Here is a 12362-nt window from a genome sequence, read left to right as displayed (position 1 = left end):
TGAGGTAGACAACTAGGCCACCTGTTGTGATAAGGTTTAGGTTGGAGCCCGCAAAACAGCGATTTAAGGGGGCTTTGTTTGATAGGTAGTTTTTAAGCCGACTAACTTAAAAGCTATATGCACACAGATCTATCCGATGGTAAAGTGACTTAGCGTTCTCTTTTTTTTAAAGTGGTTACCATTCTCTTAAACCATGATCTTTTTCTTACCCTTTTTTCCGGTCCGCCTAACAAATATCCATACGGCTTTAATGATTCGAAATGATCGCAGGTAATTTTTATTATTCCGAATAAGGGTATGGCCAACACCATTCCGGCTACGCCCCAAAGCGCTTCACCAATCACAATGCATAAGATAGTAAATAAAGGATTAAGGTTAACTTCGCCACCAACCACCCATGGCTGTAAGATGTAGCTTTGGATGAATTGGACACTTCCATAGGTAATCAGAATACCAGCAACTAATCCGAAGTCACCTCCCTGTAAAATGCCCATGCTTACGGTTATTAGCGTACCGGTTATATTACCAAAAAAAGGAATCAACTCCAGAGTTCCGCAAAGCAGTGCAAAAAAGATTGCATATCTAACACCAATAATGGAGAACCCGATACTGTACATTATCCATAAGCACACAATCATCAGTGCTAATCCCATTAAATACTGCTGCGCCACTCGCCCAGCCTGGGAAACCAACTCGCGCACATTTTCCTTTTGTTCAACAGAAACTGCCTTGATAAGCGAGTTCAGTAAATGCCCGCGAAAAAATAAAAACAGGAAAATGTAGACCAATACAAGTATGATATCTACAAATACGCCCAGCAGGTGACCAGTCAGGCTACTAATTGAGGAGATCATACCGCCGGTTCCATTTTTCAACATTTCTTGCTGGCGATTTTTAGGTAAACCGAACTGTCGTGAAATATACTCTTGCAAGCGGCTAAAAAGCTCAATTGATCTTTCTCTAAGTTCGTCCCCTCCTCTCATTACCTGGTCCAATTGCCACGACAACAAATAAAGGATAAGGACAAAGAAACCAACTAAAACCAGTATACTAAGTACTGATGCAATAGCACGATGAATTCCCCAGCGCTCCAAACGACGGCACAATGGTCTCAGCAACATAGCAAGTATTAGCGCAAAGGTCAACGGGATAAGCAGCGAACGTCCAAAATACAGCACCGTAGTACCGCCGATTAGAACAAACAGTATCTGACAAGCCTTCGCCAAGTTTGGTGTTTTGTAATCCAGCATAGATTAAACAGGTTCAATAAATAAATGTCTGAAATGCGGGTATCGGTTGGTAACCAAATTTCTGAGCTGATGGATTGTCTTGACAATATCTTTTCCATCGAGGTCTGATTTAAACCCGATGCGAAGCAACAAGATCACTTCTTCAGGTCCGAGGTACATAGACTGCTGTTCGAAAACATTAGTTACCGACGACTGCGCTAGCAGAAGGGTTTTCACTTCATCTAATTCTTCGCTTGAAACCGTTTCACCCATCAACAGACTGCGGCTCTCCCTAACAAGCAGCACAGCTACCATCGTAAGTAATAAGCCGATCAAAATAGACGCGACACCATCTAAATAAGGATTGTTCAAAAATCTGCTTAACGAGATCCCTGCGAAAGCTAATCCTATCCCTATCACGTCGGCGGCATCTTCGAACAGGACGACAAAAGTCGATGGATCTTTACTATTTCTAACCGCTTCCCAAAAACTGACTTTACCACGTTGACGATTGAATTCCCGAAGCGCTGTTATAAAGGAAAAGCCGTCAAAAATCAAAGCGATGCCAAGTACCAAATAGTTCCATGCAGGATTTTTTATGGGCTCCGGGTCCTGAAGATGCCTGATGCCTTCATAAATAGAAACTCCGCCACCAAGTGCAAAAAAAAGCAAGGACACGATGAAAGCCCAGAAATATAGTTCTTTTCCATATCCAAAAGGACGGCTGGCATCCGGGGGGCGTCTGCTTTGGCGCATTCCCAGCAATAATAGTATCTCATTGCTCGTATCCACCAGTGAATGCACACCTTCTGAAGCCATGGCCGAGCTTCCGGTGATACTGGCGGCAACGAGTTTGGTTGTGGCAATGGCGAGGTTTGCAACAAATGCTGTATAAATAGGCGTCTTCGATGCCGGCATATATACTGAACAAGCAAAAACCCTTGCGGTTTGTACTAAAAACCACGTCGTAAAAACATAGACGAGCTTTCATTGTGTTGTTTAAACACGATTAAGGTTGACCATCCGGTCCGGTTTTAATATATTTGCAATTATGCTGAAGCGATTGCTTCATATCGCCCTCGCAGCATGGCTCATCAATACGCTGGTCTGCTTTCATCCCGCTATCGCGGATGGACATAATCGTGCAACTTGTTTCGGTACGTCGGTTTCACATGTCGACAACAGTCTTTTAGAGATATTTTGCAATCATGTCCTTACCGATAAACCTCATGAAGGGCACCGGGCACATCACACCTCGCCTAAATATCGTTACCTGGTTACCCGCAATCTCGGATTTGACATTTGCGGCATCCAATTAGTCAATTTTTATCTCTTCAGCCCGGAAAAGGATCTTCCGGCGTTCGTCCCAGGCATATGGGAGAACCGTATTTTTTTACCCAAACTCCATGGTTTCCTTTTCCGGCTAAGTCCATTCTGATTTTTATTGTGAAATAACTGCCTAATAGCATTTTAATTCATTTCGGCAACCGCCGACTTATCAACAGTAAAAGACGAATGAAAAATATTAAATCGAACATCCTGTGGATGCTGGGTTTGCTACCGCTATTTATATATGGCTGTAAGGCTTCCAGCAAGGAACAAGCCACAAAGGATGCGCAGGCGCTGCCTGTAATTACATTAAAAGCAAAAGATACCATTATACAAACGCCCTACGTGGCCGATATCCAGGCCATTCGTAATATCGAAATCCGAACACGTGTAAAGGGCTTTTTAGAAAAGATATTTGTAGACGAAGGACAGTCTGTAAAAAAAGGCCAGCTGCTTTTCAAAATCAATGACGAAGAATATCGCGTGCAGTTAAGCAAAGCCAAGGCGGAACTTGATAATGCCATCGCTGCTGCGAAGACAACGGAACTTGAAGCAGATCGGATTAAACTGCTGGTAGACAAAAAGGTAGTCGCGAAATCAGAGCTTGAGGTTGCACTCACCAGACTGAGGGCAGATCGCGCCACAATTGATGAAGCCCGTACGTCTGTGCAGGCGGCGGAAAATCATTTGGCATACACGAGTATAAGAGCTCCATTTGATGGCATATTAGACAGGATACCACTTAAATCCGGTAGCCTTCTTGAAGAAGGTGCCCTGCTTACCGATCTCTCTGATATCACTTCAATGTACGCTTACTTTAGTTTTCCAGAAAACGAGTACCTAAAATATGAGCGTTCTAAAAGGTCTGGCTATAAGAGTCAAAAGGTACGATTGGTACTTGCCGATGGAAGCAATTACCAATACCCGGGACGTATCGAGACAGTTGAAGGGCAGATAGAGCAAAATACCGGTTCTATCGATTTTAGAGCAACCTTCCCAAATCCACAAAAACTTCTTAGGCATGGCGCAACGGCGAGGCTTTACATTTCTTCATCCGTTCACAATGCCGTTTTGGTTCCGCAACAAGCGGTCTTCGACATCCAGGATAAAAATTATGTATATGTCTTGGACGAACACAACCAACTGCATATGCACAGTTTTTTGCCCTTGACCAGGTTGGAACACTCTTTCATTGTACAGGATGGCTTAAAGGCTGGCGAGCGGATCCTGTTCGAAGGCACACAAAAGGCGCATGAAGGCATGACCATTAAGCCCCTGGCCCCGCGACCAGCAACATTGGCTATGGAACGCTAGAGGCGGGCATTGCTTTTTTAATTTTTTATACCTAAAAACATTATAATGTTCAATCTATTTATCAGGCGACCGGTTTTGTCGCTGGTGATCTCTTTATTGATCGTTTTGTTGGGGATTTTGTCACTTATCCAACTGCCTGTGACGCAGTTCCCGGATATAGTGCCGCCCTCTGTCACAGTGACGGCAAATTATACCGGTGCTAATGCCGACGTGTGCGCAAAAGCAGTCGCCACTCCCCTTGAGCGTGCGATTAATGGGGTGCCGGGGATGACCTATATGTCCACTGTGTGCAGCAATGACGGCTTAACCGTTATTGAAATATTCTTTAACGTCGGCACTGACCCCGACAAGGCGGCCGTTAGCGTCCAAAACCGCGTTTCGACCGTGATCGATGAATTACCGGAGGAGGTGATCAAGGCAGGTGTTACAACCGAAAAAGAAGTAAATAGCATGCTCATGTATTTGAATGTAATGAGTAAAGACACCTCCCTTGACGAAAAATTCATCTATAATTTTGCAGATATTAATATACTTCAGGAGCTAAAGCGCATTGACGGTGTCGGACTCGCGGAGATCATGGGTGCCAAAGAGTACGCGATGCGCGTTTGGCTGAAGCCGGACCGGATGACTGCTTATCACGTATCTACGGATGAAGTAATCAAGGCTATCCGCGCACAAAATGTCGAAGCTGCACCAGGAAAAACCGGGCTCAGTTCCGACAAATCACCGCAATTGCTGCAATATGTGCTGCGATATCCCGGAAAATTCTTTGAACCCGAGCAGTACAGGAATATTGTTATCCGGGCTGACAACAGTGGATCAATTCTTCGCTTGCGTGAAATCGCAGATATTGAATTTGGCGCACTTACTTATGGTATGGTATCTAAAACTGATGGCCGCCCTTCTGCATCTATAATGATCAAACAACGCCCGGGTTCCAACGCACGCGAGGTGATCGCCAATATAAAAAAGCGAATGGCCGATCTTAAAGAAACGTCGTTTCCTCCGGGTATGACCTATAACGTAAACTATGATGTTTCCAGATTTCTTGACGCTTCCATTCATGAAGTTTTAAGAACATTGATCGAAGCATTCATTCTCGTATTTATTGTGGTATACCTGTTTTTGCAAGATTTCAGATCGACACTAATCCCGGCATTAGCAGTGCCGGTAGCGCTGGTTGGCACGCTTTTCTTTATGCAGTTAATGGGGTTTTCCATTAACCTGCTTACGCTTTTTGCTCTCGTGCTGGCAATCGGCATCGTAGTAGACAACGCTATCGTGGTGGTAGAAGCTGTTCACGTCAAGATGAGCGATGAACACTTGCCGCCACTGGAAGCAACTATGGCAGCAATGAAAGAAATCAGCGGTGCAATTATTGCCATAACGCTGGTTATGTCTGCTGTATTTGTACCGGTCGCTTTTATGTCCGGACCTGTTGGTGTCTTCTATCGCCAATTTTCGTTAACGCTTGCGTTTGCGATCGTAATTTCCGGTATCAATGCGGTAACACTCACTCCCGCTCTGTGTGCACTTATGCTACGTCATCAGGAAGCCAGCAGGCAGAAAGGCTTCGCGGCACGGTTTTTTAAAGGTTTTAATCATCGTTACGATCAGTTATCCGAAAAATATACTGGCTTGATGGGAAGAATGGCCGGACGCAGGTTTATTACCATGGGATTGTTGTTATTCTTTTTTGCGGCTAGTTGGGGCCTCAACATGCTTCTGCCATCCGGTTTTATCCCGACCGAGGACCAGGGACAGATTTATGTAAATGTAACAACCCCGCCTGGCGCTACAGTTGAACGAACGGAGCAGGTTGTGTCTGCCGTTTTCCATCGGGCAAAACAAGTGGAGGGAGTAGAATCCGTGTCAACACTTTCAGGGTATAGCCTGATGAATGATATCGCAGGGGCATCCTACGGAATGCTTATGATAAATCTGAAGGACTGGGATGAGCGCAAATCCTCGGTAAATACGGTGATAAAAACTCTCGAAGTTCGGTGCCGGGACATCGCTGATGCTGATATCCAATTTTTTCCACCGCCGACCGTACCGGGCTTTGGCAATTCCAGCGGCTTTGAGGTTCGTGTACTGGATAAAACGGGAAACGGCGATTTTCAACAAATAGCGGCAGTAAACAACAAATTCGTTCAGGCGCTTAATGAAACTCCCCAAATCTCGGGCGCATTTAGCACGTTCGATGCCAGTTTCCCGCAATATATGGTTTCAGTTGACCAGGCCGTGGCTGCACAAAAAGGGGTGACTATTGATGAAGCCATGTCTACGCTGCAAACGCTGATGGGTAGCTTTTACGCCTCCAATTTTATTCGTTTCGGGCAACTGTATAAGGTGATGGTACAGGCTTCGCCGGAATTCCGCACCAAACCCGAAGATGTACTGCAACTGATGATAAAAAATAACAAGGGGGAAATGGTCCCTTTTTCAACCTTTGTTAGCATGAAACGGGTATTTGGTCCGGAACAGCTGACCCGTTATAATATGTATACATCGGCTATGGTGACCGGTGATGCGGAACCCGGACACAGTAGCGGCGAGGTCATCAAAACTATCCGCCGGATAGCAGCGAGCACGTTACCTAAAGGTTATACTTTTGAATGGTCGGGCATGACCCGCGAGGAAGTGTTGTCCGGAGGCCAGGTAATTTCCATTTTCATTATCTGCCTTGTTTTTGTGTACCTTCTGCTTGCTGCCCAGTATGAGAGTTTCCTGCTTCCACTCCCTGTTTTGCTCTCATTACCTACCGGAATATTCGGTGCATTTTTCTTTCTGAAATTATTAGGATTGGAAAACAACATCTATGCGCAGGTAGCATTGGTTATGCTAATTGGGCTATTGGGTAAAAACGCCATTTTGATCATTGAATTCGCTGTACAGCGCCAACGCCGCGGCGCAACGGTTTTGCAGGCGGCAATTGATGGCGCTGCTGCCCGGTTTCGTCCCATATTGATGACCTCATTGGCCTTCATTGCGGGATTGATTCCCCTTTGTATTGCGTCGGGGGCCGGCGCTATGGGTAACCGGTCGATTGGAACAGCGGCGGCCGGAGGTATGTTGTTTGGTACCGTGTTTGGGTTGATACTTATACCCGGCTTATATGTTGTATTTGCTTCCATCGGTAAAAAACCACAGTCGACCAATGAAGAAAATGAAGTTACGGCAACTGAGATAGTAGCAGAACAATTAACTGAGCAATAATGACAACAAGAAATCTCTATATTATAATAGCTGCCGGCTTATTATTTGCCGGATGCAGTAGCTATAAATCGTTAAAACTACAGCCAGAAGTGAAGCTTCCTGCTACGTTTGGCGGGAATTCGGATACACTGAATAATGTCTTTATCCCGGTTCACCATTTTTTTAAAGATGATCACTTACTCCAATTGATTGACTCCGCACTGACATATAACCCGGATGTCTTATCTGCATTTCAGCGGATACAGATGGCTGAAGCTTCCTTCAAGTATCAAGGCTCGCTGCGGCTTCCTACGGTTGACTTGAACTTAAGTGCAGGTGTAGAACATTTCGGTGATTACACGATGAACGGAGTTGGGAACTATGATACTAATCTGTCACCTAACATAGACAACAGGCAACGGATTCCTGATCCAACAGCTGACTATTTCGCAGGTTTCAGAAGTTCCTGGGAGCTGGACATTTGGGGCAAATTGAAAAACCGGCAAAAGGCATCCCTTGCCCACTTCATGGCCAGCCAAAGCGGATTTCAATGGGTTAAAACCGAACTAACTGCGGCGGTTGCCGCAAGCTACTATGATTTGCTGGCGCTCGACATGGAAACGGCGATAATCCGGAAGAATATCCTACTGCAGGAAAACGCACTTGAAATCGTTAAAGCGCAGAAACTAGGCGGACGTGCTACCGAATTGGCCGTGCAACAATTTACGGCGCAATTAGCAAATACCCGTGCACTAGCCTACAATAATGCACAACAAGTAGTTGAATCGGAAAATGAGCTTAAATGGTTAACTGGAAACTTCGACCATCCTATAGCCAGGGACACTTCTATCATGTCATTAACATTACCGCAGACACTGAGCGCAGGCATACCTGCCAAAATGTTGCGTAACAGGCCTGATGTACGGCAGGCTGAGCAGGAACTGCTGGCAATGAACGCAGATATACGAAGTGCACGCGCGGCATTTTTTCCATCATTAACGCTGACACCATATGCTGGATATAACGCGTTTAAAGCCGCATTACTGTTCAATCCCGGGTCGGCCGTTTTTGGAATAATGGGTGGATTGACAGCTCCGGTATTTAACCGAAAAAAGATCAAGGCTGACTACAACTATAAGATAGCGGAAGGAAGAACCGCGCTTTTTAATTATCAAAAAACGGCGTTAACCGGTTACCGGGAGGTACTTAACAGCCTGAAGGCCATGGAAAATTACAGAAAGTATTTCATGTCGAAGCAAGAAGAAGTTAATGCCTTGCGGAATGCTGTTTCTGTCGCAAATGATTTGTATCTGGTGGGCAGAGCTTCATATCTCGAGGTCATAACAGCTCAGGGCAATTTGCTGAAAGCAGAATTGGAAATGGCAATGGCCAAAAAGGAAGTTTATCTGGCGAGCGTCAGCCTCTATCGGGCAGTAGGCGGCGGATGGGAATAATTATGGAATTACAATTGAATATTACAGATCCGGATACCGGAATGAAATTAATAATTACAGCACAGGAAGCTGAACTTGGCAATAAACCGGGTTGGAGTGTGACGATGGGGAATGCCGCTTTCTTCATGATCATGGAGCGTGGACAATGGCGCATAACTCAAGGACAACAAATTACCAATGATTTATTAGACCTCATTGGTTGCTATCTGCATCCACTCGCTCTCCGTCAATTAATCAATTTTGCCAGTCAGCCTTGTGGCAACTAAACTAAATGTTATGGAAAAAAGACTATTTATCGTGGCCAATCGTCTGCCGTTAACTATCGAAATAAAGGATTGGACGCCGGTTTCCCGGCAGTCATCAGGCGGCCTTATTTCTTCAGTACAGGCTTACCTGGCTGCAGATGGGAAGGAGTTATTCGCTCAACGTTTTTGGGTGGGAATTCCCGGTTGTGAAGAAGAAACATGGGCCCAGGTGAACAGTGAGAATGAGGATTTTATCTACCTTCCGGTATTTACAGCTTCAGAACAGTATGAGCGGTATTATGACGGATTTTCTAACTCTTTACTTTGGCCCCTCTTTCATTATTTTCCTTCTTATTCAGAATACCACGATGCCGATTTTGAGGCTTATGAATCGGTGAACCAAAAGTTTGCGGACCGGCTGCTGGCCGAGTTACGTCCCGGCGATCTGGTTTGGATACACGATTATCACCTATTACCTCTGGCGGCGATGTTGCGGAAGCACTCAGCGGATGTTTCTATTGCCTTCTTTCTCCATATTCCGTTCCCGGCCTTCGAAGTCTTCCGGCTTATTCCTAAGCGCTGGCAGAAAGAACTTTTGAACGGCATACTCGGAGCGGATCTGATCGGGTTTCATACCAGCGCTTATCGCGAATATTTTTTAAATGCTGCAACGCAAGTTATGGAGGTCACGGCAACTGGTGGTGAAATTACCTGGCAGGGACGAACAGTTTCGACAGGCTTTTACCCGGTAGGAATTGACTTCGAACTGTTCCACAATGCGGGCACTCGTAAAAGCGTACAACAGCTTACGGAACATTATCGCGCTCTGAAGAACGACAAAAAAATGCTCTTTTCTGTTGACCGTTTGGATTACACCAAGGGTGTCCACCATCGGATTAAAGGGTATAAAAAATTCCTGTTGCAGCATCCTGAATATTGCGGGCATGTGGTGTTTGTACTAGTTATTGTACCTTCAAGACATCATATAAAAACCTATGCTGAAAGAAAACGGATGATCGATGAATATATCGGAAACATTAACAGCAGTTTGGGGACCATTGACTGGAAGCCGGTAATCTATCAATACCAGCATCTTGAATTTGATGAACTAGCTGCATTATACCGTGCTTGTGATGTTGCGCTAATAACACCATTGCGGGATGGAATGAATCTGGTGGCCAAAGAATTTGTGGCAAGCCGGGACAATGGCAGCGGCGTACTCATCCTTAGTGAGTTAGCAGGCGCCGCTGATGAATTAGGCGGAGCTATACTTATCAATCCAAACGATACTGCCGAAATCGCTTCTGCTATACAGCGGTCGCTTGAAATGAGTGCAGGTGAACAGCGGCATCGGCTAAAATTAATGCAGGATCATATCAGAGAACATAATGTTCATACGTGGGCGGCTCGTATTCTGGAACGATTAACCAAGTCTGGCGAAAATAGAGAAGAAAAGGCAGCAAAGTTGCTTGATCCTTTCATCATTGCCCAACTTCTTCATAAATATGCCGCCGGAGACCGCCGCCTGCTGCTGCTGGATTATGACGGGACGCTGTTACCATTTGCTTCCCGTCCGGAACAGGCCAAGCCATCGGCCGAATTAATTGCACTTTTGGAAGGTCTGGTAGCACAGGCAGGAACAGATATTTACATCGTAAGCGGACGGGACGTTGCAGTACTTGACAAGTGGTTCGCAGATGTGCCAATCGGACTGGTAGCAGAACATGGCGCCCAGATCAAGCAAAAAAATGGTAAGTGGAAAGTAACGCGGCCGATCATTAATCCTCAATGGTCGCGGGCAGAGCAACTGATGAATAAATACGTTGAAGATTGCGCCGGCTCATTTATCGAGTTCAAAATTTTTTCCCGTGCCTGGCATTATCGTGAAGTGGACGCTTTCCATGGCGAGCATATGGCACGAAAGCTTTACAATGAATTAATTGATCTCGCAGATGAATTGTCATTAAATGTGCTTAAGGGGCACAAAGTTATTGAGATAAGAAGCAAAGGGACACATAAAGGGAAGGCGGTTATGGAAATTGTTAACAGTGGCGTTTATGATGTTATCGTCTGCATTGGCGACGATAACACTGACGAAGACATGTTTCGGTCTCTTCGAGGCATTAAAGGAACTTTCACAATTAAAGTGGGAGCACAACCTTCATCTGCAGATTACCGGGTGCTAACACCTTACCAGGTTCATTCGTTGCTTGAGAACATCTTAAATTACCCTCAACCTTTTCGGCGTGAAGAAGTTTAATTAAAAACAAATATCTATGAAAAAGACTGTTGGAATCATTTTGATTGTTGCCGGAATAGCTATGCTGATATGGACCGGCTTTAGCTTTACCAAAAAAGAAAAAGTAATCGACGCGGGACCGGTACAGGTGTCGGCTGATAAGAAGCACACTGTAAACTGGCCTCCATATGCCGGCGGTATACTTGTGCTGGGTGGTGTTATTCTCGTGGCAACATCGGGAAAAAGAAGCTAAGGAACTTATTATTCTTATCTTGCTGCCGAAAACCCCGGTATGTTCAATATTTCACGTCTATTCAATGGCCGTAAGATGCGCAACGGCGCGATGCAGGCGCTCCCTTTCTGGATAGCGTCACTAATCACTGGCATCGTAGCTGTATTATACACCCGATCTTTTGAATGGGCGGAGCATCTCGGCATCAAGGCCTGTAAACATTATAACTGGTTGATTTTCGTGATCACCCCCTTTAGCTTTCTTGGTGCATGGTTGCTGGTAAAGCGAGTCGATGTTTATGCAAGAGGAAGTGGTATTCCCCAGGTGATGGCCGCCATTGAACTAACGAAACCCGGTGACGACCGTTATGTAAAACAATTGCTTAACCTACGGTTGCTTTTTGTCAAGGTGCTATCCAGCCTCTTGATGATATTCGGAGGTGGTGCGATTGGTCGGGAAGGTCCAACTATACAGATCGCCGGCATCATTTTCCGAAAAATCGATGAATGGCTTCCCCCCTGGTGGCCAAAGGTATCTCGCAATAATATGATTTTGACGGGAGCGGCCGCAGGGCTCGCAGCGGCATTTAATACACCGCTAGGCGGGATCGTATTCGCGGTAGAAGAACTGGCCCGCAGCCATATAAGCTCGTTCAAGACGGCAATTTTTACGGCGGTAATCATTGCTGGGTTGACGGCGCAAGCTTTTCTTGGTCCTTACTTATATCTCGGGTATCCGGTCATTGGACATTTTGCCCCTTATATGCTTTTGACAGTTATTCCTGTGGCTCTGGTTGCCGGACTCAGCGGCAGCGGAATGGGACTGGTAATACTCAAGGTGCTCGACTGGAAAGACGGTTTGCAAAATAAGAAAGCAGAAGCGCTATACGTTCTTGGCTGTGCATTGTTGGTAGCTACAATCGCCTATTCTTTTAGCACTAACATTTTGGGTTCCGGCAAATCTGAAATGACTAATTTGCTCTTCACCCACCAAAAACAAGTTGCGTGGCAGGTTCCTGCCAGCCGCATCGTCGGGCCTGTTTTATCATTCACCACTGGGGCTTCAGGAGGGATTTTCGCGCCATCTCTGGCGGCTGGCGCTACCATTGGATCATTTGTAGCC

The 12362-nt window shown here is 45.6% G+C and carries 10 protein-coding genes; 7 read left to right on the top strand and 3 right to left on the bottom strand.

Annotated features, from left to right (window positions below):
- Nucleotides 1–149 precede the first annotated feature (149 nt).
- From VIM89_RS05900 to VIM89_RS05890, 3 genes are all read right to left on the bottom strand, one after another.
- A complete protein-coding gene (locus VIM89_RS05900; protein WP_488155211.1) occupies nt 150–1250 on the bottom strand; it encodes an AI-2E family transporter in 1101 nt (366 codons plus the stop codon).
- 3 nt (nt 1251–1253) lie between these two features.
- Nucleotides 1254–2147: a cation diffusion facilitator family transporter gene (locus tag VIM89_RS05895; RefSeq protein WP_488155210.1), complete on the bottom strand. Its 894-nt coding sequence runs from the start codon at nt 2145–2147 to the stop codon at nt 1254–1256.
- A 91-nt stretch (nt 2148–2238) separates the two neighbouring features.
- Nucleotides 2239–2367, bottom strand: coding sequence for a hypothetical protein (locus VIM89_RS05890; protein ID WP_488155209.1), 129 nt, complete (start codon nt 2365–2367; stop codon nt 2239–2241).
- 377 nt (nt 2368–2744) lie between these two features.
- On the opposite strand from VIM89_RS05890, the gene VIM89_RS05885 reads away from it, so the two are divergent.
- From VIM89_RS05885 to VIM89_RS05855, 7 genes are all read left to right on the top strand, one after another.
- A complete protein-coding gene (locus VIM89_RS05885) occupies nt 2745–3872 on the top strand; it encodes an efflux RND transporter periplasmic adaptor subunit (protein WP_488155208.1) in 1128 nt (375 codons plus the stop codon).
- 45 nt (nt 3873–3917) lie between these two features.
- On the top strand, nt 3918–7091 hold the full coding sequence (locus VIM89_RS05880) for an efflux RND transporter permease subunit (protein WP_488155207.1): 3174 nt from the start codon (nt 3918–3920) through the stop codon (nt 7089–7091).
- Nucleotides 7091–8524, top strand: coding sequence for a TolC family protein (locus VIM89_RS05875; protein ID WP_488155206.1), 1434 nt, complete (start codon nt 7091–7093; stop codon nt 8522–8524). Before VIM89_RS05880 ends, VIM89_RS05875 begins: the two co-directional genes overlap by 1 nt.
- A gap of 2 nt (nt 8525–8526) precedes the next feature.
- The gene (locus VIM89_RS05870) at nt 8527–8790 is read left to right on the top strand and encodes a hypothetical protein (protein ID WP_488155205.1); all 264 of its coding nucleotides are present in this window, start codon (nt 8527–8529) and stop codon (nt 8788–8790) included.
- A 10-nt stretch (nt 8791–8800) separates the two neighbouring features.
- Nucleotides 8801–11029, top strand: a complete 2229-nt coding sequence (locus VIM89_RS05865; protein WP_488155204.1) for a bifunctional alpha,alpha-trehalose-phosphate synthase (UDP-forming)/trehalose-phosphatase — start codon at nt 8801–8803, stop codon at nt 11027–11029.
- A gap of 16 nt (nt 11030–11045) precedes the next feature.
- A complete protein-coding gene (locus VIM89_RS05860) occupies nt 11046–11261 on the top strand; it encodes a hypothetical protein (protein ID WP_488155203.1) in 216 nt (71 codons plus the stop codon).
- A gap of 39 nt (nt 11262–11300) precedes the next feature.
- The coding region (locus tag VIM89_RS05855) for a chloride channel protein (protein WP_488155202.1) at nt 11301–12362 on the top strand (1062 nt) is incomplete at its 3' end.

Source organism: Mucilaginibacter sp. (genome assembly GCF_036568825.1).
Classification (GTDB): domain Bacteria; phylum Bacteroidota; class Bacteroidia; order Sphingobacteriales; family Sphingobacteriaceae; genus Mucilaginibacter.
The sequence above is the reverse complement of the archived record's forward strand: the minus strand, read 5'-3'. Positions and strand labels throughout refer to the sequence as shown.

Bases quoted from the DNA above. Each gene is read 5' to 3' on its own strand.
- VIM89_RS05900 (WP_488155211.1), bottom strand. From the start codon at position 1,250: ATGCTGGATTACAAAACACCAAACTTGGCGAAGGCTTGTCAGATACTG.
- VIM89_RS05895 (WP_488155210.1), bottom strand. From the start codon at position 2,147: ATGCCGGCATCGAAGACGCCTATTTATACAGCATTTGTTGCAAACCTC.
- VIM89_RS05890 (WP_488155209.1), bottom strand. From the start codon at position 2,367: ATGTCCATCCGCGATAGCGGGATGAAAGCAGACCAGCGTATTGATGAG.
- VIM89_RS05885 (WP_488155208.1), top strand. From the start codon at position 2,745: ATGAAAAATATTAAATCGAACATCCTGTGGATGCTGGGTTTGCTACCG.
- VIM89_RS05880 (WP_488155207.1), top strand. From the start codon at position 3,918: ATGTTCAATCTATTTATCAGGCGACCGGTTTTGTCGCTGGTGATCTCT.
- VIM89_RS05875 (WP_488155206.1), top strand. From the start codon at position 7,091: ATGACAACAAGAAATCTCTATATTATAATAGCTGCCGGCTTATTATTT.
- VIM89_RS05870 (WP_488155205.1), top strand. From the start codon at position 8,527: ATGGAATTACAATTGAATATTACAGATCCGGATACCGGAATGAAATTA.
- VIM89_RS05865 (WP_488155204.1), top strand. From the start codon at position 8,801: ATGGAAAAAAGACTATTTATCGTGGCCAATCGTCTGCCGTTAACTATC.
- VIM89_RS05860 (WP_488155203.1), top strand. From the start codon at position 11,046: ATGAAAAAGACTGTTGGAATCATTTTGATTGTTGCCGGAATAGCTATG.